Genomic DNA, 21633 nt, shown 5'->3' on the forward strand with positions numbered 1-21633 from the left:
CCGGGGCTATCATTCCGGTGGCGGAACGGCGATGACCGGGGCGGGTGGGGCGTGATGGCGGACGGGATGCTGGAGGCGGAGGCCGCGGCGCGGGTCGCCGCGGTGGCGGAGGTCGACCTCTACGGCCCGGTCAAGGCCTTCCTGGAGGCGCTCGGCTACGACGTGAAGGGCGAGGTGCAGGGCTGCGACGTGGTCGGCGTCCGCGACGGCGAGCCGCCGGTGATTGTCGAGCTGAAGACCCGCTTCACCCTGGCCCTGGTGCTGCAAGGGGTGGACCGGCTGGCGCTCAGCGACGCCGTCTACTTGGCGGTGCCACGCTCCGGACGGCGGCCCGGCCCCCACGCGCCGGAGCGGTCGGACGTGCGCCGCCTGTGCCGCCGGGTCGGGGTGGGGCTGATGGTGGTCGACGCCGCGCGGGGGGCGGTGGAGGTGCTGGCCGACCCCGTGCCGTACAGCCCGCGCAAGGACCGCAAGCGCACGGCGCGCCTGCTGGGGGAGCACGCCCGCCGGGTCGGCGACCCCAACCGGGGCGGCGCCACCCGCACCCCCATCGTCACCGCCTACCGCCAGGACGCCCTGCGCTGCGCCCGCCTTCTGGGGACCGGCGCGGCGGCCCTCAAGGCGCTGCGCGCGGCGGGGGCGCCGGGCGACGCCGCGGCCATCCTGCAGCGCAACGTCTATGGCTGGTTCGAACGGGTGGGGCGCGGCACCTACCGCCTCACCGAGGCCGGCACGCGCGCGGTGGACCTCTACGCCGACGCCCTGGAACCGGCGGCCGTCCCCGCCGCCGACGGGTGAGAGGGTGGCCTGGCACGCCAGTTGTGACCCTCAGCGGAACGAGACGGCATTCGGATGTTGACACCATATATGGCATCATGCGGTATGATCCGCTGCTGTGATGTCGAATATGACGTCCCATGTTGAAGCTCGTTCTCGACACCGATGTCTTGTTCGCGGCGTTCCACAGTCCTGGAGGCGCGTCGCGCCGCCTTCTGCTGGATGTGCTGGATGAAAGGCGCAGCTTCTCCTCTCCACCACGGTGATGGTCGAGTATGAGGCCGTTCTAACGCGGCCTCGAAACCTCGACCAGTTTGGCATTGGGGTTGACGACGTTCTCGACGTCCTGGACGAGCTTGCCGCTCTGTGCGTACCGGTTGCCTTTGATTTTCGCTGGCGATCTGGTGCGGCTGACCCGGATGACGACTTGGTCTTGGAGACCGCGATCAACGGCGGGGCTGACGTCGTCGCCACATTCAACATCGTTGATTTGGCGGCCGGAGCCGCCGCTTTCGGCATCGTCGTCGAACGCCCGGCAGATGCCCTCAGGAGGATTGGAACATGAGCAGCTTTCCACTGCGGATTCCCGATGACCTGAAGAAGCAGGCCGCTGCCCAGGCGGAAGCCGCCGGCGTCAGCCTCAACCAGTACATCGCCGTGGCACTCGCCTCGCGCGTCGGCGCCCAGGCCGAGGCGGAACGGTATTTCAAGGCGCGCGGCGCACGCGCCGTGCGTGGTCGGGCCAAAGACGGTCTGGCCCGCTCGGGCGCCGGCAACGCGCCCCGCGACGACGATACGCTGTAGCACGAACCGGGGGCGACGGCCCGGCCACCGCGGCCGGGACCAGCGTCACGCCTTGCCGGCGCGCAGGAAATAGAGGAAATCCAGCACCGGACCCGGCACCCCCAGCTGGGTCAGCAGGCAGTGGGCCTGGCCGCGGTGGTGGGTCTGGTGGTTGAAGACGTGGGTGAGCACCTGGGTCATCGGCTGCTCGAAGGGCACGCCGGCCATCGTGGTGTAGGCCAGGGTGCCGGCCAGGCGCTCCGGTTCCAGGGCGTCGGCGAAGGCGAGGATACGCTCGTCCTCGGCCTCGCGGGCGGCGCGCAGCTCGGGCAGGCGGTCGTGGAGGATGGCGTCCAGCGAGGGTCGTTGCGGTCCCGTCCCCTCGAACCGGTGCATCCAGATGCGATCGGCCACCAGGATGTGGTTCAGCGTGCCGCCGAGCGAGCCGAAGACGGCGCCGCGGTCCTCGAACAGGCGCCCCTCCGGCACCGCGGCGGCGGCGTCGTAGAGGCGCCGGTTGGCCCAGCGGTTGTAGAGGGCGAACTCTTGAAAATGCGTCTTCATGGCCGCCTCACACCCCTGCGCGCTTGGCCGACAGACCGGCGATCGACAGCAGCACCTCGCGCTTGCCCTGGTGGTTGGCCGGGGAGACCACGCGCTCCTGCTCCATCCGCTCGACCAGGCGGGCGGCCCGGTTGTAGCCGATCTGGAGCTGGCGCTGGATGAACGACACCGACACCTTCTGCTCGCGCACCACCAGGTTGACCGCCTGGAGGTAGAGGTCGTCGGCCGAGCCGCCGCCGCCGCCGGCACCGCCGTCCTCCTCCTCCTCGGCGACGATCTCCTCGTCCTCCTCGGTGATGGCGGTGACGTAGTTGGGGGCGCCCTGGGCCTTCACGAACTGGACGATCTCCTCGACCTCGGAATCCGAGACGAAGGGGCCGTGGACGCGGGTGATGCGGCCGCCGCCCTGCATATACAGCATGTCGCCCTGGCCCAGCAGCTGCTCCGCCCCGGCCTCGCCGAGGATGGTGCGGCTGTCGATCTTCGAGGTCACCTGGAACGACACGCGGGTCGGGAAGTTGGCCTTGATGGTGCCGGTGATGACGTCGACCGAGGGGCGCTGGGTCGCCATGATCAGGTGGATGCCGGCGGCCCGGGCCATCTGGGCCAGACGCTGGATCGCCGCCTCGATCTCCTTGCCGGCGACCAGCATGAGGTCGGCCATCTCGTCGACGATGACGACGAGGAAGGGCAGCGGCACCGGCTCGTTGGAGGCGAGGTCGAGCAGCGCCATGTCGGTGTCGCCGTTGCGCGGCGGCAGCTTCTCGCCCTTGGCCGCCATCTCGGTGACCCGGGCGTTGTAGCCTTCGATGTTGCGCACGCCCAGGCGCGACATCGCCTCGTAGCGGTTCTCCATCTCCCGCACCGCCCAGCGCAGGGCCACCACCGCCTTCTTCGGGTCGGTCACCACCGGGGTCAGCAGGTGCGGGATGCCGTCGTAGACCGACAGCTCCAGCATCTTGGGGTCGACCATGATGAAGCGGCAGCGGTCGGGCGGCAGCCGGTAGAGCAGCGACAGAATCATGGTGTTGATCGCCACCGACTTGCCCGAGCCGGTGGTGCCGGCCACCAGCAGGTGGGGCATCCGGGCGAGGTCGGCGACCACCGGGTCGCCGCCGATGTCCTTGCCCAGGGCGATCGCCAGATGGGCCTGGCTGTCGCGGAAGGCGGCGGCCTCCAGCATCTCGCGCAGATAGACCATCTCGCGCACCGGGTTGGGCAGCTCCACGCCGATCACGCTGCGCCCGGCGACGATGGCGATGCGCGCCGTGACCGCGCTCATCGAGCGGGCGATGTCGTCGGTCAGGTTGATGACGGTGGCCGATTTGGTGCCCGGCGCCGGCTCCAGCTCGTAGAGGGTGACCACCGGGCCGGGGCGCACCTCCATGATCTCGCCGCGCACCCGGAAGTTCCTCAGCACCGTCTCGAGCTGGCGGGCGTTGCGCGCCAGCACGCCCTCGTCGTGCTGCTGCTGCGGGCGCGGCGGCGGCGGCTGCAGCAGCACGATGGGCGGGAACTGGTAGCCGGCGCCGGCCGGCACCCGGTCCAGCGCCTCCTGGGCGGTCGGCGTGCCGGGCTGGCCGTGGGACGGCGCCACCGCGGGTTGGACCGGGGTGGCCAGCGCCGGGGCGGCCTGGGGAACCGCCTCGGGCGACGGGGCGCCGGCCGGCGCGGCCATCACCGCGGCGGGCGGGGGGATGGGGGCGGCGCCGGTGGCGGCCGCGGGGGCGGCATCGGGGATTGCGGCCGGGGGCGTGGCGGCGGCCGGGATCGGCGCGGCGGCGGCCGGTTCCGCCGGGTCCGCCTCGACCGCCCAGTCCACGCCGGCCAGGAAGGCGAAGCCGGCGACCACCGCCAGGGCCTCCTCGCTCAGCCCCGTGGAGTAGACGGTGCCGGCACCGGGCGTGCCCGGCAGAACCTCGACGTCCCATTGCGGCCGGCCGTCGGGGCGGGCGGTGGGCACGAGGTTGAAGGGGCGGCCGTTCAGCGCGCACCAGAGGTTGAACTCGTCGGCGGTGACGACGCCGGTCTGGGTGAGGGGCGCCGTGAGGTGGGGCGTGCGCGGCTTCATGCCGGTGCTCCCGGACTGCGGGGGGGTGCGACGGGGTGCGGGGGTGCGGCCGGGGACGGCGGGCAGGGGGGAAGTTCGTAGGCGGCGACCATCAGCTTGTCGACGCCGGTGCCGTCGCCGCTCAGCGGCAGGACCAGGCGCTCGAAGGTGCGGGTGCGGCCGTCGAAGCTGGCGGTGTAGACCCGCGCCAACGGCAGCCGTTCGCGCAGCGCCGCCTCGTACTCCGCGGTCACCAGGGCGCGCTGCGCCGCGGGCAGGGAGTCCAGCGTGTGGCCGAGGCGCGAATGCCCCCAGGCCTGCGCCAGGGCCCGGCCATAGTAGGAGTAGACGAAATCATCCTCTCCGATCACCTCGAAGATGACGATGTGGTCCTTCCATGGCCGCAGTTCGGGCGGCGAAATGGTGCTGGAGACCGGCGGAGTCCCGGCCACGCACTTGCCGAGCCAGAAGTCCAGCAGGCGGTTGAGTGCCGGCGTCGCCAGCTCTGTTCTTTGCGTCGTCATCAAAGGGGCGGTTTCGCGACTGGGGCCACCTGGGCGGCCTGGTTGGGCCGGCGGAACCATACCCGCAACCCGCGCCGCGGTGCAACGGCCGCCCGCCGGCCGGTCCCGCGGTGCCGCCGCGCGCCCCGGCGCCGGCGCGCCAAAGGGTCATCCCGGTGACACGGGAACGTCGCGTCGCCGTGGTAGCGAAGCGAGTCGTCAACCCTGGGGAGCGCCGTCATGCCCTTCACCGATCTCGCCATCCGCAACAAGCTTCTGGTGGTGGCCGGGCCGATCGCCCTGGCCGCGTTCGCCGCCGTCTCCTGGATCGGCATCGGGGCGGTGATGGGGTCGGCCGAGACCGGCGCGCTGGAGCGGATGGGGCTTGCCGCCGGCCGCTACGCCGGCGAGGTCGCGGCCAAGGTCGGCGCGCCGATCGCCGCCACCGCGGGGGCGGCCCGGACGATCGAGGGCCTGCTGGCCGCCGGGGTGGTCGACCGGACCGCGCTGGGCGCGGCGGTGACCTCCACCCTGGCGTCGATGACGACGGTGGTCGGCATGACGCTGGCCTTCGAACCGGACGGCCTCGACGGGCGCGACGGCGACTTCCGCGACCATCCCTACTCCGACGACACCGGCCGCTTCGTGCCGTACTTCTTCCACACCGGCGGCGGGATTGCCGTCGAGCCGCTGGTGATGACCAAGGAGGCGGGCACCGAGGAGTGGTACGACAAGCCGATCCGCGAGGCGCGCAGCCTGCTGACGCCGCCCTACACCTACCCGGTCGACGGCAAGGAGGTGCTGATGACCACCGCCAGCATCGTCGTGCGCCGCGACGGCCGGCCGGTCGGCATCCTCACCGAGGACCAGGCCCTGGCCTTCCTGTCCAGCGAGCTGGGGGCGCTGCGGCCGCTGGGCGCCGGGACGGTGTCGCTGATCGGCGGCGGCGGCCTGTGGGTGGCCAACCCGGACGCGGCCAAGCTCGGCCGGCCGGTGGCGGAGGCCGGCCTGATGGAGGCGGCGGCGCGCGCCGCCGGCGGCCCGACGACCCTGGAGCGCCAGGGCCGCGACGGCGAGGCCACGCTGGTGGCGCTGGCCCCGGTCGCCTTTCCCGGGGTGGCCGAGACCTGGACCGTGGTGGTGGAGGTGCCGCGCGCCGCCGTCGTCGCCGCCGCGGAGCGCACGCGCCTGCTGCTGCTCGCGGCGTCCGCCGCGGGCGTGCTGGTGCTGTGCCTGGGGCTGTGGGCGGCCGCCCGCTCGGTGGCCCGTCCGGTCGGCGCCCTCACCGGCACCATGGCCCGGCTGGCGGCCGGCGACCTGTCGGTGGCGGTCGACGGCACCGGGCGGCGCGACGAGGTCGGCGCGATGGCCCGCGCCGTCGACGTGCTGAAGCGCCACGCCGCCGAAGCCACGCGCCTTGGCGCCGAACAGGAGCGGCTGGAGCAGGAGGCCGAGCGCCGGCGCCGCGATGGCCTGCTGGCGGTCGCCGCCGAGTTCGAGTCGACCGTTCGCGCCGTGGCCGGGGCGTTGGCCGACGCGGTCGGCCGCATGCGCGGCGAGGCCGGCACCCTGCACGGCCTGGCCGACGATGGCGCGGGCCGCACCGCGGCGGCCTCCGGCGCGACCTCCCAGGCCAGCGCCAACGTCCAGGCGGTGTCCTCGGCGACCGAGCAGATGGCGACCTCGGTCGCCGAGATCGCCCGGCTGGTGTCGCGCTCCGGCGAGATCGCCCGCACCGCGGAAAGCGAGGTGAACGGCACCAACGCCACCGTCGACCGCCTGGCGGAATCCTCGCGCCGCATCGGCGAGATCACCGGGCTGATCCAGAACATCGCCGGCCAGACCAACCTGCTGGCGCTCAACGCCACCATCGAGGCGGCGCGGGCCGGCGAGGCCGGCAAGGGCTTCGCCGTGGTCGCCAACGAGGTCAAGGCGCTGGCCAGCCAGACGGCGCGCGCCACCGAGGAGATCGCCTCGCAGATCGCGGTGATCCAGCAGGTGTCGGCGGAAACCGTGGAGGCCATGGGCCGCATCGCCCGGACCATCGGCGAGATGAACGGCTTCGGAGCGACCATCGCCGCCGCGGTCGATGAACAGGAGGCGGCGACCCGGGAAATCGCGCGCAACGTCCACGAGGCCGCCGCCGGCTCGGCCGCGGTGGCCCGCAACGTCGAGGGGCTGGCCGACACGGCCCACGCCATCGGCCGGGCGTCCGCCGCCGTCACCAGGGCCGCCGGCGACATCGCCAGCCGCACCGGCGAGCTGGAAAGCGCCGCCGACGCCCTGCTGTCCCGCATGCGCGCGGCGTAGGCGCCGGCCCGCGGCGCCTTTCCCGCTAGGCCACGCAGCGCACCCCGGTGCCGCCGAGCCCGCAATAGCCCTGCGGGTTTTTCGCCAGGTACTGCTGGTGGTAGGCCTCGGCGAAGTAGAAGGGCGGCGCGTCGCGGACCTCGGTGGTGACCGGCCCGTAGCCGGCGCCGGCCAGCGCCCCTTCATAGGTGGCGCGGGTCGCCGCGGCGGCGGCACGCTGGGCGTCGCTGTGCAGGAAGAGGGCGGAGCGGTACTGGGTGCCCACGTCGTTGCCCTGGCGCATGCCCTGGGTGGGGTCGTGGGATTCCCAGAACACCGCCAGCAGGTCCTCGATCCGCAGCTGGGCCGGGTCGTAGACGACGCGGACCACCTCGGTGTGGCCGGTGCGCCCGCTGCACACCTCCTCGTAGGTCGGGTTGGGGGTGTGGCCGCCCTGGTAGCCGACGGCCGTGACCCAGACGCCCGGCGTCGTCCAGAACTTGCGCTCGGCCCCCCAGAAGCAGCCCAGCCCGACGTCGATCACCTCCAGCCCCGCGGGGTAGGGCGGGGCGAGCGGGCGGCCGTTGACGGCGTGGCGCTCACCCGCGCGCACCGGCGTGTCGCGGCCGGGCAGGGCCTCGGCCGGGCTGGGGACGGACAGGGGCTTCAAGCCGAAGAACCCCGGCATGGCACGACTCCTTATCGGTCGGGTGTGTGCCTTGAGAGGTGGTGCGCCGCGCCGCCGCGGCAAGCCCGCGCCGCCGCACCGCCGCACCGCCGCACCGGGGTGGGACGCGCTCGGCCGGACCGCGGAAATCGCCGTCGGCGACGGAGCCTTGGCCGCTCCGGGGTGTTGAATCCCGCGACACCCACCACAGGACGCTGAAAGGAGCCACCGATGGCCATCGACGACGCCGCCTTCACCCGCCTGCAGGAGATCGGCCGGGAGCGCGGCCGGGTCACCACCGAGGACCTGGCCCGCGTCCTGCCGGTCGACCGCACGCCGCCCGGCGACCTGGCGCTGCTGGTGGAGCGCCTGGAAGGCGCGGGCATCGACGTCGAGCTCGACCCCGCGCTGATGCGGCCGCGCGCCGATCGCGGTGCCGGTGACGCCGGCGTCGTCGACATCGCCAGCCCGGCCGCCCCGGCGGTGTCGGCCCCGGGGGTGCGTCCCTCGACCAGCCACGACACCGCCTCCATGGGGGCGACGCACGGCCATGGCACGCGGCGCGCCCCGACCTGGGAACGCGGCGGCATCGACCTGCTGCCGATCGCCGCCATCGGCGCCGTGGCGGTCGTGCTGATCGTCGCGCTCGGCTGATCGGGCGGCGCTCAGCGCCGACGGGCGCCGGCGAGCCCGGCCGCCACGGACACCACGGCCCCGGCCGCAAGGGACACCGCGGCCCCGGCCGCGACGGACACCGCGGCCACCGCCACCGGCGCCGTCCAGGCCGGCAGCGGCGTGCGGACGCCGCCGCGGACGCCGCGGCCCCGCTCCACCGGGGCGAAGAGGTTGCCGTCGGTCGGCGGGGCCGGGCGGGTGCGGCTGAAATGGCGGTGCGCGGCCAGCCCGGCCACGGCCTCCACCAGCCGCGGCGCCGTGGCGTGGCCGAGCAGGGCCAGACGTGCCAGCGCCCCGACGAGCGCGCGCGGGCGTGGCCGCTCGACCAGCGCCACCATGGTGTCCGCCACGTCGTCGGGGTCGTCGTAGAACGGGCTGTGCGGCTCGATGGCGTGGCCGGTGTGGTTGGCCGCGTGCATCATGCCCGGCGTGTCGGTGAAGGAGGGGTAGACGCCGCAGACGTGGATGCCCGGCGCATCCACCAGCTCGGCCCGCAGGCTTCCCAGCAGGCCGTCCAGGCCGAACTTCGCGGCGGCGTAGGCGGCGGCGTAGGGCGCCGGGGCGTAGGCCCCCACCGACACGGTGGTGATCAGCACCCCCCGTCCCCGGCGGCGGAACCGCGGCAACACGGCATGGGCGCCGTGGAGCGGGCCCAGCAGGTTCGTCTCGATGACGCGGCGGTGGGCCGCCACCGGCGTCTCGTCGAAGCGGCCGAGCGCCCCGACGCCGGCGTTGCTGATCCACACGTCGATGGCGCCCAGCGCCCGCTCGGCGCGGTCGGCCAGGCGGTGGACGGCCGCGGCGTCGGTGACGTCGGTCACCACCACGTGGGCCTCCGCCCCGGCCGCCCGGCAGTCCTGCGCCACCTCCTCCAGCAGCGCCGCGCGCCGTGCCGCCAGCACCAGCCGCGCCCCGCGGCGCGCGAAGGCCTGGGCCGTGGCCCGGCCGATGCCGCTCGACGCACCGACCAGCACGACGCCGGCTCCTTCCACACGGGTCATCGCCCTTGCCCCTTCCGTTCCAGTGAACCGGGTCAACAGGCGGGACCGGCGGGCGTCGCGGTCTACAGGAGCTTGATCACGAGGAAGCCGCCCACCACGGCCACCGCGACGGCGCTGGTAACCAGCGCCAGCCGCTTCTCGATGAAGTCGCGGATCGGTGCCCCGAACCAGTAGAGCAGCGCGGCGACCAGGAAGAAGCGCATGGCCCGCGACAGGATCGACGCCCCGATGAACACCCACAGGCTGAGATGCGCCACCCCCGCGGTGATCGTCAGCAGCTTGTAGGGGATGGGCGTCATGCCCTTGATGATCAGGATCTCGGCGCCGTAGTCGACGAAGGTCCGCCGCAGCTCCTCGAACCGCGACTCCAGGTGGTAGAGGTCGATCACCCACTGGCCCAGCGTCTCGTAGAGAAAATAGCCGATCATGTAGCCGGCGAGGCCGCCGATCACCGAGGCCGCGGTGCAGATGCCGGCGATGCGCCACGCCTTGGCGCGGTTCGCCAGCACCATGGGGACCAGCAGGAGGTCGGGCGGCAGGGGGAAGAACGAGCTTTCCGCGAAGGAGATGGCCGCCAGCCATGTCTCGCTGTGGCGCGACGCGGCCTTGGCCATCGTCCAGTCGTAGAGGCGCTTGAGCATGCCCGTCGGGTCCCCGCAATGAACGGCTGCGGGGGTATGTAGCGGGCCGCGGCGCCCCCGGCTACGACCAAATCGGGGCGGGGGTGCCGGGCGGGATCCCGCTCAGCCGCCGTCGGCGCCCTCGCCGCGGACGAGGGGCAGCGGCGTGCAGTCCCCGGCGATCCCCGTGGTCCGCCGCCCCAGGCCGCGGTGCCGGGTGTCGGTGGCCGAGCCGCCGCCCCCGCTCAGCTCGTCGCACACCGGCGGCCAGGCGATGCCGTTGGCCGCGGGGCGGGGGTCGGGCGGGGCGGGGGGGTGGGCCGGCATGAGGTGGGGTCTCCGTCGGGTCGGGGGTGGCGGGGGTGAATTCGTTCCTTGCTCTATGGGACAACAGGACGCGGCTCCCATGGTTCCGCGGCCTCGATCGTGCGTGGCATGCACCTCCGTCCGGGTTTACGCTGGGCGGTCGCGGTGTTTATCTGGACCGGACCGGCTCCGCTGCGGCGGGCCGACCCAGCGGGGGAGAGGGCATGTTCGTCGACTGTGCGCAGCTAATCACCGACAACCGTCCGCGGCGGTCCAACGGCATGGCGGTGGTCGACGTCGACGGCGACGGCCTGTGCGAGGTGGTGGTGACCGGCGACGGCACCGCGAATCTCGTCCTGAAATGGGACGGGCACCGGTTGCGCGACATCGCCGATCCGGTGCTCGCCGACCCCACCGGCAAGGCGCTGGCGGTGGCCGCCGCCGACGTCGACGGCGATGGGCGCGAGGAGATCTACGTCGTCAACGCGGACAGCGCCCCGGAGGCGGAGGAGACCTGCGACCGCCTGTTCGCCAATTTCGGCAACCGCTGGCTGGACCTGCTGGGTCAGGCGGAGAACGCCGGGGCCGCCAACCGGCTGCCGGCGCGCGCCGTGGCCGCCCTCGACCGCGAGGGGCGCGGGCGCTACGGCTTCCTGGTGGCCGGGGACGGCGTGCCCTTCCGCCTGTTCGAGCTGAACCGCCGCGGCCGGCTGTCCGATGTCGCCGAGGACGCCGGCATCGACCACATCGCCCTGGGCCGCGGGCTGCTGTGCGCGCCCATCGTCGGCGACGGCATGGACGTCTTCGCCGCCAACGAGGCCGGGCCGAACCTGCTGTTCCACAACCTGGGCGACGGCACGTTCGAGGAGCTGGCCGGCGAGCGCGGCCTGGCCGACAGCCGCACCGCGGGGCGTGGCGCCGTGCTGGTCGACGCCGAGGGCGACACCACCCAGCTCCTGGTCGGCGCCTGGGAAGGGCCGCAGCGCCTCTACCAGCCGCGCCCGGGGGGCGCCTTCGTCGACGTCGCCGACGCCGACCTGTCGATGCCCGGCCGGGTGCGCACCGTGATCGCCGCCGACTTCGACAACGACGGGCACGTCGAGCTGCTCTTCGTGTGCTCCGGTGAACGCAACCGGCTGTTCACCTGGGGCGACGACCAGTGGACGGAAGCCGACCCGGGCGACGCCGCCGCGCCGCGGGCGCTCGCCACCGGGGCGGTGGTCGCCGACCTCGACGGCGACGGGCGGCTGGAACTGCTGGTCGGCCACGGCGAGGCGGGGGAGCAGCCGCTGGCGCTCTACCGGCCGCTTCCCAACGCGAACGCCTGGCTGCGGGTGCAGCCGCTCACCCCGTTCGGCGCCCCGGCACGGGGCGCGGTGGTCACCTGCCTGGCGCGGGGACGCCGCCAGCGCCGCGTGGTGTGCGCCGGGTCGGGGTATCTCGGTCAGATGGAGCCGGTCGCCCATTTCGGCCTGGGCACGGCGGACGCGGTCGACGCCGTGGAGGTCCGGTGGCCCGGCGGTGCCGTCGCCACCATCGAGGCGCCGCCCCTGCGCCGTGTGCTGACCGTCCCGCACCCCCCGGAGTGAGCACCGGCGCGGTTTCCGCAGTCTGGAAAACGTTGCCTCGCCGGATAAAAATTAAACTTTTCTGCATCGGTCGTAGGACGTAATTTCCTCATTCCCACGCATCGGTTGCTCCCGGGCGCGGGATCGCACCTTCCGCAACGACTGGAGCCGGGGCGCACGCTGCGCGTCCGGGCCGCTCGAGGGCACATGGCACGACGCGACGTTCCCCTGACCGGGGTGGAGCGGTTCTTCGACGCCGACGAGGTGATCGTCAGCAAGACCGACCTCAAGGGGCGGATCACGTACGCCAACCGCGTGTTCCAGCGGGTCGCCGGCTACACCGAGGCGGAGCTCATGGGGGCGCCGCACTCCATCGTGCGCCATCCCGACATGCCGCGCTGTGTCTTCAAGCTTCTGTGGGACACGCTCGAGGCCGGGCAGGAGATCTTCGCCTACGTGGTCAACCGGGCCAAGAACGGCGATCACTACTGGGTCTTCGCCCATGTGACGCCGAGCTACGACCCGTCGGGCCGGCTCGTCGGCTACCACTCCAGCCGCCGGGTTCCCGAACGCGCCGCCCTGGAAAAGGTCGTGCCGCTCTACCGCACGCTGCTGGAGATCGAGGACCGCAACGCCGACCGCAAGCAGGGAATGCACGAGGCGTTCTCCACGGTCGGCGGCCTTCTGAAGGACAAGGGGATCGGGTATGACGAGTTCGTCTTCTCTCTCTAAGGCCTTCGCCCTGACGGCCGTGGCGGCGCTGCTGGCGGCGCTGGCGGTGGCGGCGGAGGCGCTGGGGCCCGAGGCCGCCGGCGTGCGCATCGGGCTGGGGACGCTGGCGGTGGCGGCGCTCGTCGGGGCGGCGGTGTGCGTGCGGCGCGCCCGGCGGCTGGTCGAGGACGCCGCCGCGGTGTGCCGGGCGGTGGCCCAGGGCGATTTCGAGGCGCGCGTCCTGCACATCCGCGAGGGCGGTGCGCTCGGCGAGATGCTGCACGGGCTGAACGACCTGGTCGACCGCACCGACGCCTTCGTGCGCGAGGCCACGGCGTCGATGAGCTACGTGTCGCGCAACAAGTATTTCCGCCGCATCGTGCTGACGGGAATGCAGGGCAACTTCCTGCAGGCCAGCCGCACCATCAACGCCGCCACCGGCGCCATGTCCGACAAGGTCCGCGGGTTCGCCGGCGTGGCCCAGCGCTTCGAGGGGCAGATCCAGCTGGTCTGCACCGAGGTGGCGGGCGCCGCCCACCAGCTGGCGACCAGCGCCCAGACGATGGAATCGGACGCCCGGACCGCCACCGGCAAGGCGTCGTCGGTCGCCGCGGCGGCGGCGCAGACCGGGTCCAGCGTCGGCAGCGTCGCCTCCGCCGTGGACCGGCTGTCGGCGTCGATCGCGGAGATCGCCGGCCAGGTGGCGCGGGTCGCCCAGGTGGCCAACGGGGCCGCCGGCGACGCCGAGCGCACCAACGCCATGGTGACGGAGCTGTCGCAGACCGCCGGCACCGTGGGCGAGGTGGTCACCCTGATCAACGACATCGCCGCGCAGACCAACCTGCTGGCGCTCAACGCCACCATCGAGGCGGCGCGCGCCGGCGAGGCCGGCAAGGGCTTCGCCGTCGTGGCGCAGGAGGTCAAGAACCTGGCGGCGCAGACGGCGCGCGCGACCGAGGAGATCAGCCAGCAGATCGCCGCCATGCAGCACGCCACGGGAAGCGCCGTCGACGCCATCGTCGGAATCGGCCGCACCATCCACGACATCAACACCATCGCCGGCGGCATCGCGCGGTCGATCGACCACCAGGGCACCGCGGTCGGCGGCATCGTCCAGGACATGGACCACGCCGCCGCCGGCACCCGCGCCGTCTCGGACGACATCCAGGACGTCACCACCGCCGCCCAGCGCACCAGCGGCACCGCGCACGCCGTGTTCGCCGCCTCGGAGACCATGGCCGCCCAGGCCGACCACCTGACCCGCGAGGTCCAGGTGTTCCTGGACGAGATCCGCACGGTCGCCTGACGCGCCTCCTCCCGCCTTCCCGGGCCCGTCGCGGCCCCCGTCTCCACCCCCGACCCCGTCCCCGCGCCGCGGCCCTGGGGCGGGGTCGGGCCGTGCCCGGCGCCGGGCGCGGCCGGGCGTCGGGCGCGGAGGCTGACGGCGGCGCGCCAATTTGTGGTTAATGCCTGTTAAACCCGCATATTTTGGGGGTACGCCGGCCCTGCGCGACGCAAGACGTCTTTGTTTGCGCCGCAGCAGCAATAAAATTGCTTAAGATCCGTCGAATCCTGCGGGGCGGCAGCCTGAGTCCACCGCGTCTGATCGCGGCAACGACAGATTGCCTTTCAAAGGAGCAGCCAAACTCGCGACAAAACCACACAAACCTACGGGGTAATTTTACGGGTGCCGTGGAGCCGTTGTTCCGCCTGATGAATTTCCTTCCGTTACGCGATTGTCGCATTGGCACGAAAATTGTTAGCGAACTGACGCAAAGGCATCACATAAAAATGGGGTGGGTTCATGAGCGTGGCAGGCAACCAGCTTTTCGACCTTTCGCGCGAGGTCCTGGACGTCGCGTCGAAAAAGGTGTCCCTGATCGAGGACATCACCCGCCGCACGAAGATGCTGGCGATGAACGCCCTGATCGAGGCGGCCCGCGCCGGTGAGGCGGGGCGCGGCTTCGCCGTGGTGGCCAACGAGGTGTCGGAGATCTCGAAGCAGGTCAACGCCGTCACCCGCGAGCTGCGGGCCGAGATCGTGTCGCGGGTCGACCACCTCACCACCGCGGGCAGCCAGATGGTCCAGGACATGCGCGGCAAGCGCCTGGCCGACCTGGCGCTCAACATGATCGAGATCATCGATCGCAACCTCTATGAACGCTCCTGCGACGTCCGCTGGTGGGCGACCGACAGCGCGATGGTCGACTGCCTGGCCGAGCCCAGCGACGACAACCGGCGCCACGCCTCCTACCGGCTCGGCGTGATCCTGGAATCCTACACCGTCTATCTCGACCTGTGGGTGGTCGACCTCAAGGGCGAGGTGATCGCCAACGGCCGCCCGGACCGCTATCCCAACGCCGCGGGCACGCGGGTCAACGACGAGGCGTGGTTCCGCCAGGCCCTGTCGACGCGCAGCGGCGGCGAGTTCACGGTGGGCGACGTGGCGCGCAACCGCGTGCTCGACAACCACACCGTCGCCACCTACGCCACCGCGATCCGCCGCGAAGGACGGGCCGACGGCGAGCCGATCGGCGTGCTGGGCATCTTCTTCGACTGGGAGCCGCAGGCCTCCGCCATCGCCCAGGGCGTGCGCCTGGAGGAAGAGGAACGCGCCCACAGCCGCTGCATGCTGATCGACGCCCGTCACCGGGTGATCGCGTCGTCCGACGGGCGCGGCATCCTCAGCGAGTCCTTTCCGCTGCGCACCGGCGGCCAGAACCGCGGCCACTACACGGACGAGCAGGGGCGCTTCGTGGGCTTCTCGCTGACCCCGGGCTACGAGACCTACGAGGGGCTCGGCTGGTACGGGGTGATCGTCCAGGACCACTGACCGCGCGACGACGTGGCTCGGCACGGAGGGCGATCCAGGGCCTGGGCGGCGGTGCGCGGACGGGCTATGGTGCCTTGTTCCGTGTGCCGCCGAAGGGCTCGCCGATGACCGCGATCGCACAACCCTATCTCCTGTTCCTGGGCGATGCGCCCGACGCGTTGGCCGCCAAGACCGCCGACGGTGTCGCCCGGTGGCGACCGGACCACTGCGTCGGCCAGCTCCGCCTTGCCGGCTGCAACGCCGACCTGGGGCTGCCCGACCGCAGCCTCGACGAGGCCGTGGCCCAGGGGGCCCGGACCCTGCTGATCGGCGTCGCGAACCGCGGCGGGCGGGTGTCGGAGGTGTGGCAGGAGGCCATGCTGCGGGCGCTCGACCTGGGTCTGGATCTGGCGGCCGGGCTGCACCAGCGGATCGCCGACATCGCCCCGGTGCGCGAGCGTGCGGCGGCGCTGGGGCGGACGATCCACGACGTCCGCCACCCCACCCGCGCCTTCGACATCGCCACCGGCGCCCGGCGCCCGGGGCGGCGCCTGCTGACCGTCGGCACCGACTGTTCGGTGGGCAAGATGTACACCGCCCTGGCCCTGGAGCGGGAGATGCGGGCGCGCGGCCTGGACGCCGACTTCCGCGCCACCGGCCAGACCGGCATCCTCATCGCCGGCGACGGCGTGTCGGTGGACGCCGTCGTGTCCGACTTCGTCGCCGGGGCCGTGGAATGGCTCACCCCCGCCAACGCCCCCGATCATTGGGACGTGGTCGAGGGGCAGGCCAGCGTGCTCCACCCCAGCTACGCCGGGGTCACCCTGGCGCTCGTTCACGGCAGCCAGCCCGACGCCCTGGTGCTGTGCCACGAACCGACCCGGCGCCACATGCGCGGCCTGCCGCACCGCCCGGTGCCGGGCATCGAGGAGACCATCGCCGCCCACGAGGCGGCGGCCCGCGTCACCAACCCGGTCGCCCGCGTCGTCGGGCTGAGCGTCAACACCGCCAGCCTGTCGCCGGCCGAGGCGGAGTGCGTGCTCAACGACACCGCGGACGCCTTCGGGATGCCCACGGTCGACCCGCTGCGCACCGGGGTCGGGCCGCTGGTGGACGCGCTGGCGGGTGTGTGACATGGCGCGCCGCCTGACGGTGTCGTGCGAGAGCTTCCCGATCCGCGGCTCCTTCCGGATCTCCCGTGGCGCCAAGACCGCCGCCGACGTGGTGGTCGCCGAGGTGCGGGACGACGAGGGCCGGCGCGGGTGGGGCGAATGCGTGCCCTACGCCCGCTATGGCGAGTCGGTCGAGGGGGTGGTGGCCGCGCTCGACTCGCTCGCCGGCGCCGTGGCGGCCGGGGCCGGGCGTCGGGACCTGCAGACGCTGTGCCCGGCCGGCGCCGCCCGCAACGCGCTCGACGCGGCGCTGTGGGACCTGGAGGCAAAGGCGTCCGGGCGACCGGCGTGGCGCCTCGCCGGGCTGGCTGCGCCGCCGGAACCGCTGGCGACCTGCTTCACCCTCAGCGTCGACACGCCGCGTGCCATGGCCGACGCGGCGCGGGCCGCGGCGCCGCGCCATCCGCTGCTGAAGATGAAGCTGACGGGCGAGGGCGACCTGGAGCGCGTCGCCGCCGTCCGCCACGCGGCTTCCGCGGCGCGCCTGGTGGTCGACGCCAACGAGGGCTGGACCCTGGACCAGCTTCACCATTTCGCCCCGTCCTTCGCCGACCTCGGCGTGGAGATGATCGAGCAGCCGCTGCCCGCCGCGGCCGACGAGGCGCTGCGCGGGTACGAGAGTCCGGTCCCGCTGGGGGCGGACGAGTCGTGCCACGGCCTGGACGGGCTGGACCGGCTGCGGGGCCTCTACCGCGTGGTCAACATCAAGCTGGACAAGGCCGGGGGCCTGACCGAGGCGCTGGCCATGAAGGCCGCCGCCGCCGCCGCCGGCTTCGAGGTGATGGCCGGTTGCATGGTCGCCACCTCGCTGGCCATGGCGCCGGCGGTCCTGCTGGCCCAGGGGGCGCGATTCGTCGACCTGGACGGGCCGTTGCTGCTGGCGCGGGACCGCGTGCCGGGCTTGCGCTACGACGGCGCCCTGGTGCATCCGCCGGAGCCCGACCTCTGGGGGTGACGCGCGACGGCGCGGCCCGGGTTGCGCGGGCGCCGGCGCCACGTCATCTTGCCCGCCATGACGACCATTCCGGCCGACAACCTGTTGCGAGACCTGCCGGCGGCGGCGGCCGGCGAGCATTTCGCCGATCTGGCCGCCGCCGGGGCGGTGCGCGTGGAGCGCATCGTGTCCACCGGCCAGGCCTCGCCGGCCGGCTTCTGGTACGACCAGGAGGGCGACGAATTCGTCCTGCTGGTGCAGGGCGCCGCCGGCCTGCGCGTCGAGGGGGAAGCGCTGGTGCGCCGCCTCGGCCCCGGCGACTGGCTGGTGATCCCCGCCCGCACCCGCCACCGGGTGGAGTGGACGCAGACGGATCCGCCCACGGTCTGGCTGGCCGTCCACTACCCCAGCGGAGTCAAACCATGACCATCGACGTCGACCGCGCCCGGGCGGAGACGCCCGGCACCCGGACCGTCACGCACCTCAACAACGCCGGCGCCGCGCTGCCGCCGCAGGCCGTGCTGGACGCCGTGGTCGAACACCTGACCCTGGAGGCCGCCATCGGCGGCTACGAGGCGGCGGCGCGCAACGCCCGGCGGCTCGAGGACACCTACGACGCCGTCGCCCGTCTCCTGGGCTGCGCGCGCGACGAGGTGGCGCTGGTGGAGAGCGCCACGATGGCCTGGGACATGGCGTTCTACGCCCTGCCGTTCGGCCCGGGCGACCGCATCCTCACGGGCAGGGCGGAGTACGCCAGCAACGTCATCCCCTTCCTCCAGGTGGCCCGGCGCACCGGGGCGGTGGTCGAGGTGGTGCCCAACGACGAGCACGGCCAGCTCGACGTGGCCGCGCTGGAGCGGATGATCGACGACCGGGTCCGCCTCATCGCCGTCACCCACATCCCCACCAACGGCGGGCTGGTCAACCCGGCCGCCGCCATCGGCCGGGTCGCCCGCGCCGCCGGCGTGCCGTTCCTGCTGGACGCCTGCCAGGCGGCCGGGCAGATGCCCCTGGACGTGACGGAGCTGGGCTGCGACTTCCTGTCCGCCACCGGCCGCAAGTTCCTGCGCGGCCCGCGGGGCACCGGGTTCCTGTATGTCCGACGGCCGTGGATCGAGCGGCTGGAGCCGCCCTTCCTCGACCTGCACGGGGCCACCCTGGTGTCGGGCGACCGCTACGAGCCCCGCGCCGATGCCCGCCGCTTCGAGCTGTGGGAATGCAACGTGGCCGCCCGCATCGGCCTGGGGGTCGCCGTGGACTACGCCCTGTCGTGGGGGCTGGAGGCGATCCGGGAGCGGGTGTGGGGCCTGGCGGCGACCCTGCGCGGCCGGCTGGCCGCGCTGCCCGGGGTGCGGGTGCACGATCTCGGGCGCGAGCGTGCCGGCCTCGTCACCTTCACCGTGGACGGGCGGCCGGCCGCCGAGGTCAAGGCGGCCCTGTCGGCGCAGGGGATCAACGTCTCCGTCTCCGGCGCCTCCTCGACCCGGTTCGACATGGACGCCCGGAATCTGGAGGAACTGGTCCGTGCATCCCCGCATTATTACAACACGCAAGCGGAGCTGGAGCGCCTGGTGCGGGCGGTTGGCGCGCTTGCGTGAGCAGGGTTGTGCCGTCACTGTGGTGCCAACCTTTGCCTGTGGCCCGCCGCCGGTGCCCGTCCTGGGGATCCCCGTCATGCCCGTCGCCCGCCCCGTCCGCGCGCTGTGCGCCGCCGCCCTGGCCCTCGCTGTCCCGGCCCTCGCGGCCGTGGCCGTCGGGGCCGGGGCGGGCGGCGCCCTGGCGTCCGAGCCGTTGCCCGAGGAGTTCGTCCACCTGCGGGCCGTCGACCCCGGCATCGTCCAGGAGATCCGTTACTACGGCCCGCACAACTTCATCGGAACGCCGATCCACGGCTACCACGCGCCGGAGTGTATCCTCACCCGCCCCGCCGCCGAGGCGCTGGCGGCGGTGCAGCGGGAGCTTCGCCAGTCCCACCTGTCGATCAAGGTGTTCGACTGCTACCGGCCGCAGCGGGCGGTCGACCATTTCGTGCGGTGGAGCGACGTGCCCGACGACCAGGCCATGAAGCCGGCGTTCTACCCCGCCGTCGACAAGGCGGCGTTCTTCGCGCTGGGCTACGTCGCCGCCCGGTCGGGCCACTCCCGCGGCAGCACGGTCGACGTCACCATCGTTCCCGTCGGCACGGCGCCGCGCCAGGCATACGTCCCCGGCGAAACCGCGCTGGTGGACTGCCGCGCCCCCTACGACCGGCGGTTCGGCGACAACGGCCTGGACTTCGGCACCGACTACGACTGCTTCGATCCCGCCTCCCACCCCGACAGCACGGCGGTCGGCGCCGTCGCCCGCCACAACCGTGCCCTGCTGGCCGAGCTGATGGGCCGCCACGGCTTCACGCCGCTGCCCGAGGAATGGTGGCATTTCACCCTGAAGGAGGAGCCCTACCCGGACACCTACTTCGACTTTCCCATCGTCGCGCCGCAGGGTGCGCCGACGGCGTCGCAACCCTAGGGGCCCTCCTTGCCGTACAAGCTTGCCATTTTCGACTTCGACGGCACCCTCGCCGATTCGATGCCGTGGTTCCGCGACGTCATCAACACCGTTGCCGTCCGGTTCGACTTCAAGACGGTGGACGACGACGAGATCGCGGTGCTGCGCCGCTGCGACGCCCGCGAGATCATGCGCCGGCTCGGCATTCCGATGTGGAAGCTGCCGATGATCGGCCGCCACATGAAGGCGATGATGGCCGCCGACATCGGCCGCATCGCGCTGTTTCCGGGCATCGAGCGGATGCTGCGCGACCTGGCCGGCCGCGGCGTCGCGCTGGCGGTGGTCAGCTCCAACTCCGAGGAGAACGTGCGCCGCGTGCTGGGGCCCGACGCCGCGGCGCTGGTCGGCTGCTACGAGTGCGGGGCCGGCGTGTTCGGCAAGCGGGCGAAGTTCCGCAAGGTGCTGCGGCGCTGCGGTGTCCTGGCCGCGGACGCCATCTACATCGGCGACGAGCTGCGCGACCTGGAGGCGGCGGGCGAGGCCGGCATCGCCTTCGGCGCGGTCACCTGGGGCTACGCCACCGCCGACGCCCTGGCCGCGCGCTCGCCGGCGCTGCTGTTCGAGCGCGTCGACGAGGTCGCGCCGCGGATCGCCTGACGGCGCCGCCGGCGGCGGCGCCACCGGCAAGCTTCCGGTTTATCCGACGCCGCAACGGCCGTATGGTGGGCGCCCCGTCCCCGCGACCAACTGCCGGATTCCGCCCGTCCATGTCCACCCAGCTCTGGCGCATCGCGCTTGCCGTTCCCGAAGCCCATGCCGCCGCCTTCGCCGAGGCGGTGGGCGAGCACGCCGATGCGGTGTCGACCTTCGAGATCGAGGAGGACGTGATCTGGCTGGTCGAGGCGACGACCCACCGCGCGCCGGACCGCGCCCGCCTGGAGGCCCGCGTCGCGGTGCTGGCCGGGGCGCTGGGCATCCCGGAACCGGCGCTGGCGGTCGAGCCGATCCCGCCCATCGACTGGGTGTCGCACACCTACCAGGCCTTCCCGCCGATCCGCGCCGGCCGCTACTTCGTCCACGGGTCCCACCACGGCGACGCCCCGCCGGCCGGCAGCGTCGCCCTCCAGGTCGACGCCGCGACCGCCTTCGGCACCGGCGAGCACGGCTCCACCAAGGGCTGCCTGATGGCGCTCGACGGCCTGGCGCGCCACCTCCGTCTCGGCCGCGGCGCCGGGGCCGGCGCGCTCGACATGGGCTGCGGGTCCGGCATCCTGGCGCTGGCGGTGGCCAAGACCTGGCGGGTCCCGGTGATCGCCGCCGACATCGATCCCGAGGCGGTGCGCGTGACCGTGGAGAACGCACGGCTCAACGGCGTGTCGCACCTGCTGCGGGCCGAGGGCGGCGACGGCTACCGCACCCCGGTGGTGCGGCGCGGCGCGCCCTACCGCCTGATCACCGCCAACATCCTGGCGCGCCCACTGGCCCGCATGGCGCCGCAACTGGCCCGGCACCTCGCCCCCGGCGGCGTCGCGGTGCTGGCGGGGCTGCTGGCGCGCCAGGAGAACCACGTCCTTCAGGCCCACCGCGCCCAGGGCCTGCGGCTGGCACGGCGCATCGCCATCGGCGAGTGGACGACCCTGGTCCTCCAGGGCTGACGGCGACCGCGCCGCGCCCGGGCGGCGGGGCCTATCCAAAGGGGGGGGCGGGCGCGGAG

The 21633-nt window shown here is 73.3% G+C and carries 21 protein-coding genes and 2 pseudogenes; 16 read left to right on the top strand and 7 right to left on the bottom strand.

The features are described 5' to 3' along the window. Window positions 1-54: 54 nt before the first annotated feature. The 3 genes and pseudogenes from AC6H2I_RS09625 (at window position 55) to AC6H2I_RS09635 (ending at window position 1581) form a co-directional block, all read left to right on the top strand. Complete coding sequence (locus tag AC6H2I_RS09625; protein ID WP_497500394.1) at window positions 55-798, top strand: DUF2161 domain-containing phosphodiesterase; 744 nt, start codon at window positions 55-57, stop codon at window positions 796-798. 229 nt (window positions 799-1027) lie between these two features. Beyond that, window positions 1028-1342, top strand: a pseudogene (locus AC6H2I_RS09630) (PIN domain-containing protein); the annotation flags it as partial. Then, the gene (locus AC6H2I_RS09635) at window positions 1339-1581 is read left to right on the top strand and encodes a toxin-antitoxin system HicB family antitoxin (protein ID WP_497500395.1); all 243 of its coding nucleotides are present in this window, start codon (window positions 1339-1341) and stop codon (window positions 1579-1581) included. The pseudogene AC6H2I_RS09630 and the gene AC6H2I_RS09635, both read left to right, overlap by 4 nt. A 45-nt stretch (window positions 1582-1626) precedes the next feature. Here the strand turns inward: AC6H2I_RS09635 and AC6H2I_RS09640 are convergent, their stop codons facing one another. The 3 genes from AC6H2I_RS09640 to AC6H2I_RS09650 are packed head-to-tail and all read right to left on the bottom strand — an operon-like array spanning window position 1627 to window position 4698. Then, the gene (locus AC6H2I_RS09640) at window positions 1627-2124 is read right to left on the bottom strand and encodes a DinB family protein (protein ID WP_497500396.1); all 498 of its coding nucleotides are present in this window, start codon (window positions 2122-2124) and stop codon (window positions 1627-1629) included. A 7-nt stretch (window positions 2125-2131) separates the two neighbouring features. After that, window positions 2132-4195 (bottom strand): DNA translocase FtsK, encoded by a 2064-nt coding sequence (locus AC6H2I_RS09645; protein WP_497500397.1) that lies wholly within the window; start codon window positions 4193-4195, stop codon window positions 2132-2134. Then, a complete protein-coding gene (locus tag AC6H2I_RS09650) occupies window positions 4192-4698 on the bottom strand; it encodes a PAS domain-containing protein (protein ID WP_497500398.1) in 507 nt (168 codons plus the stop codon). The genes AC6H2I_RS09645 and AC6H2I_RS09650 overlap by 4 nt, the downstream gene beginning before the upstream one ends. 219 nt (window positions 4699-4917) lie before the next feature. Between AC6H2I_RS09650 and AC6H2I_RS09655 the strand changes: the two genes are divergently transcribed. Then, on the top strand, window positions 4918-6987 hold the full coding sequence (locus AC6H2I_RS09655; protein ID WP_497500399.1) for a methyl-accepting chemotaxis protein: 2070 nt from the start codon (window positions 4918-4920) through the stop codon (window positions 6985-6987). A 25-nt stretch (window positions 6988-7012) separates the two neighbouring features. Here AC6H2I_RS09655 and msrA read toward each other — a convergent pair whose 3' ends face one another. After that, window positions 7013-7654 carry a peptide-methionine (S)-S-oxide reductase MsrA gene (gene msrA, locus AC6H2I_RS09660; RefSeq protein ID WP_497500400.1) on the bottom strand — a complete coding sequence of 214 codons (642 nt, stop codon included), beginning with the start codon at window positions 7652-7654 and terminating at the stop codon, window positions 7013-7015. Window positions 7655-7864: 210 nt separating this feature from the next. Between msrA and AC6H2I_RS09665 the strand changes: the two genes are divergently transcribed. Continuing rightward, window positions 7865-8287, top strand: a complete 423-nt coding sequence (locus AC6H2I_RS09665; RefSeq protein WP_497500401.1) for a hypothetical protein — start codon at window positions 7865-7867, stop codon at window positions 8285-8287. An 11-nt stretch (window positions 8288-8298) separates the two neighbouring features. Here AC6H2I_RS09665 and AC6H2I_RS09670 read toward each other — a convergent pair whose 3' ends face one another. The 3 genes from AC6H2I_RS09670 to AC6H2I_RS09680 all read right to left on the bottom strand — a co-directional run bounded on the left by AC6H2I_RS09670 (window position 8299) and on the right by AC6H2I_RS09680 (window position 10256). Beyond that, window positions 8299-9309, bottom strand: a complete 1011-nt coding sequence (locus AC6H2I_RS09670; protein ID WP_497500402.1) for an SDR family oxidoreductase — start codon at window positions 9307-9309, stop codon at window positions 8299-8301. A gap of 62 nt (window positions 9310-9371) precedes the next feature. Then, a complete protein-coding gene (locus tag AC6H2I_RS09675) occupies window positions 9372-9950 on the bottom strand; it encodes a YqaA family protein (RefSeq protein ID WP_497500403.1) in 579 nt (192 codons plus the stop codon). A gap of 102 nt (window positions 9951-10052) precedes the next feature. Next, a complete protein-coding gene (locus tag AC6H2I_RS09680) occupies window positions 10053-10256 on the bottom strand; it encodes a hypothetical protein (RefSeq protein ID WP_497500404.1) in 204 nt (67 codons plus the stop codon). Between the two features lie 203 nt (window positions 10257-10459). Here AC6H2I_RS09680 and AC6H2I_RS09685 point away from each other — a divergent pair, with 203 nt between their 5' ends. The 11 genes and pseudogenes from AC6H2I_RS09685 to AC6H2I_RS09735 all read left to right on the top strand — a co-directional run bounded on the left by AC6H2I_RS09685 (window position 10460) and on the right by AC6H2I_RS09735 (window position 21574). Beyond that, window positions 10460-11824, top strand: a complete 1365-nt coding sequence (locus tag AC6H2I_RS09685; RefSeq protein WP_497500405.1) for a CRTAC1 family protein — start codon at window positions 10460-10462, stop codon at window positions 11822-11824. A gap of 186 nt (window positions 11825-12010) precedes the next feature. Further along, complete coding sequence (locus AC6H2I_RS09690) at window positions 12011-12535, top strand: PAS domain-containing protein (RefSeq protein ID WP_497500406.1); 525 nt, start codon at window positions 12011-12013, stop codon at window positions 12533-12535. Between the two features lie 793 nt (window positions 12536-13328). Beyond that, a pseudogene (locus AC6H2I_RS09695) lies at window positions 13329-13820 on the top strand (methyl-accepting chemotaxis protein); the annotation flags it as partial. Between the two features lie 498 nt (window positions 13821-14318). Further along, window positions 14319-15347 (top strand): cache domain-containing protein, encoded by a 1029-nt coding sequence (locus tag AC6H2I_RS09700; protein WP_497500407.1) that lies wholly within the window; start codon window positions 14319-14321, stop codon window positions 15345-15347. Window positions 15348-15451: 104 nt separating this feature from the next. Next, a complete protein-coding gene (gene dgcN / locus AC6H2I_RS09705; protein ID WP_497500408.1) occupies window positions 15452-16459 on the top strand; it encodes an N-acetyltransferase DgcN in 1008 nt (335 codons plus the stop codon). A gap of 1 nt (window position 16460) precedes the next feature. Then, window positions 16461-17453, top strand: coding sequence for an N-acetyl-D-Glu racemase DgcA (gene dgcA, locus AC6H2I_RS09710; protein ID WP_497500409.1), 993 nt, complete (start codon window positions 16461-16463; stop codon window positions 17451-17453). Between the two features lie 57 nt (window positions 17454-17510). Further along, entirely contained in the window at window positions 17511-17858 is a 348-nt protein-coding gene (locus AC6H2I_RS09715; protein WP_497500411.1) for a cupin domain-containing protein, read from the top strand. Next, complete coding sequence (locus AC6H2I_RS09720; protein ID WP_497500412.1) at window positions 17855-19030, top strand: aminotransferase class V-fold PLP-dependent enzyme; 1176 nt, start codon at window positions 17855-17857, stop codon at window positions 19028-19030. The genes AC6H2I_RS09715 and AC6H2I_RS09720 overlap by 4 nt, the downstream gene beginning before the upstream one ends. Before the next feature lie 76 nt (window positions 19031-19106). Next, window positions 19107-19940, top strand: a complete 834-nt coding sequence (locus tag AC6H2I_RS09725) for a M15 family metallopeptidase (RefSeq protein WP_497500413.1) — start codon at window positions 19107-19109, stop codon at window positions 19938-19940. 9 nt (window positions 19941-19949) lie between these two features. Continuing rightward, window positions 19950-20576, top strand: a complete 627-nt coding sequence (locus tag AC6H2I_RS09730; protein WP_497500414.1) for an HAD hydrolase-like protein — start codon at window positions 19950-19952, stop codon at window positions 20574-20576. A gap of 110 nt (window positions 20577-20686) precedes the next feature. Further along, entirely contained in the window at window positions 20687-21574 is an 888-nt protein-coding gene (locus AC6H2I_RS09735) for a 50S ribosomal protein L11 methyltransferase (RefSeq protein ID WP_497500415.1), read from the top strand. Window positions 21575-21633 lie beyond the last annotated feature (59 nt).

It is taken from the genome of Azospirillum sp. NS33, assembly GCF_059703765.1.

Bases quoted from the DNA above. Each gene is read 5' to 3' on its own strand.
- AC6H2I_RS09625 (WP_497500394.1), top strand. From the start codon at position 55: ATGGCGGACGGGATGCTGGAGGCGGAGGCCGCGGCGCGGGTCGCCGCG.
- AC6H2I_RS09635 (WP_497500395.1), top strand. From the start codon at position 1,339: ATGAGCAGCTTTCCACTGCGGATTCCCGATGACCTGAAGAAGCAGGCC.
- AC6H2I_RS09640 (WP_497500396.1), bottom strand. From the start codon at position 2,124: ATGAAGACGCATTTTCAAGAGTTCGCCCTCTACAACCGCTGGGCCAAC.
- AC6H2I_RS09645 (WP_497500397.1), bottom strand. From the start codon at position 4,195: ATGAAGCCGCGCACGCCCCACCTCACGGCGCCCCTCACCCAGACCGGC.
- AC6H2I_RS09650 (WP_497500398.1), bottom strand. From the start codon at position 4,698: ATGACGACGCAAAGAACAGAGCTGGCGACGCCGGCACTCAACCGCCTG.
- AC6H2I_RS09655 (WP_497500399.1), top strand. From the start codon at position 4,918: ATGCCCTTCACCGATCTCGCCATCCGCAACAAGCTTCTGGTGGTGGCC.
- msrA (WP_497500400.1), bottom strand. From the start codon at position 7,654: ATGCCGGGGTTCTTCGGCTTGAAGCCCCTGTCCGTCCCCAGCCCGGCC.
- AC6H2I_RS09665 (WP_497500401.1), top strand. From the start codon at position 7,865: ATGGCCATCGACGACGCCGCCTTCACCCGCCTGCAGGAGATCGGCCGG.
- AC6H2I_RS09670 (WP_497500402.1), bottom strand. From the start codon at position 9,309: ATGACCCGTGTGGAAGGAGCCGGCGTCGTGCTGGTCGGTGCGTCGAGC.
- AC6H2I_RS09675 (WP_497500403.1), bottom strand. From the start codon at position 9,950: ATGCTCAAGCGCCTCTACGACTGGACGATGGCCAAGGCCGCGTCGCGC.
- AC6H2I_RS09680 (WP_497500404.1), bottom strand. From the start codon at position 10,256: ATGCCGGCCCACCCCCCCGCCCCGCCCGACCCCCGCCCCGCGGCCAAC.
- AC6H2I_RS09685 (WP_497500405.1), top strand. From the start codon at position 10,460: ATGTTCGTCGACTGTGCGCAGCTAATCACCGACAACCGTCCGCGGCGG.
- AC6H2I_RS09690 (WP_497500406.1), top strand. From the start codon at position 12,011: ATGGCACGACGCGACGTTCCCCTGACCGGGGTGGAGCGGTTCTTCGAC.
- AC6H2I_RS09700 (WP_497500407.1), top strand. From the start codon at position 14,319: ATGAGCGTGGCAGGCAACCAGCTTTTCGACCTTTCGCGCGAGGTCCTG.
- dgcN (WP_497500408.1), top strand. From the start codon at position 15,452: ATGACCGCGATCGCACAACCCTATCTCCTGTTCCTGGGCGATGCGCCC.
- dgcA (WP_497500409.1), top strand. From the start codon at position 16,461: ATGGCGCGCCGCCTGACGGTGTCGTGCGAGAGCTTCCCGATCCGCGGC.
- AC6H2I_RS09715 (WP_497500411.1), top strand. From the start codon at position 17,511: ATGACGACCATTCCGGCCGACAACCTGTTGCGAGACCTGCCGGCGGCG.
- AC6H2I_RS09720 (WP_497500412.1), top strand. From the start codon at position 17,855: ATGACCATCGACGTCGACCGCGCCCGGGCGGAGACGCCCGGCACCCGG.
- AC6H2I_RS09725 (WP_497500413.1), top strand. From the start codon at position 19,107: ATGCCCGTCGCCCGCCCCGTCCGCGCGCTGTGCGCCGCCGCCCTGGCC.
- AC6H2I_RS09735 (WP_497500415.1), top strand. From the start codon at position 20,687: ATGTCCACCCAGCTCTGGCGCATCGCGCTTGCCGTTCCCGAAGCCCAT.